The sequence below is a fragment of the Streptomyces sp. SID12501 genome (assembly GCF_010550245.1).
GTDB lineage: Bacteria > Actinomycetota > Actinomycetes > Streptomycetales > Streptomycetaceae > Streptomyces.
Genome location: NZ_JAAGLU010000554.1, coordinates 1 through 461, shown reverse-complemented (window position 1 = coordinate 461; position 461 = coordinate 1). Strand labels below are relative to the sequence as shown.

Genomic DNA, 461 nt, shown 5'->3' with positions numbered 1-461 from the left:
TTCTCGGCCAGCCGGGCGCCGAGGGCCAGCGCCCAGGGGGCGTGCACCTGGGCGCCGAACGGCGAGTGGACCACGACCCGCCAGTCGCCCAGTTCGTCACGGAACCGCTCGACGACGATGGTCCGGTCGTCCGGTACGTGGCCGCAGGCCTCGCGCTGCTCGGTGAGGTAGGCGAGGACGTTGTCGGCGGCCCAGGCGTCCAGGCCCGCCGCGAGCAGTCGCAGCCGGGCGTCCTCGTCGCTCAGGGCGCCCAGTTCGCGCAGGAACGCGCCGACCGCGCGGCCCAGTTCCAGGGGGCGGCCCAGCTGGTCGCCCTTCCAGAACGGCAGCCGGCCCGGTACCCCGGGCGCGGGGGTGACCAGGACCTGGTCGCGGGTGATGTCCTCGATGCGCCAGGAGGTGGTGCCCAGGGTGAACACGTCACCCACGCGGGACTCGTACACCATCTCCTCGTCCAGCTC

The 461-nt window shown here is 73.8% G+C and carries 1 protein-coding gene; it reads right to left on the bottom strand.

Features of this window, described 5'->3' with window-relative positions:
* Positions 1-461: hypothetical protein (locus G3I71_RS47255; protein ID WP_164325113.1), on the bottom strand; the 461-nt coding region annotated here is incomplete at both ends.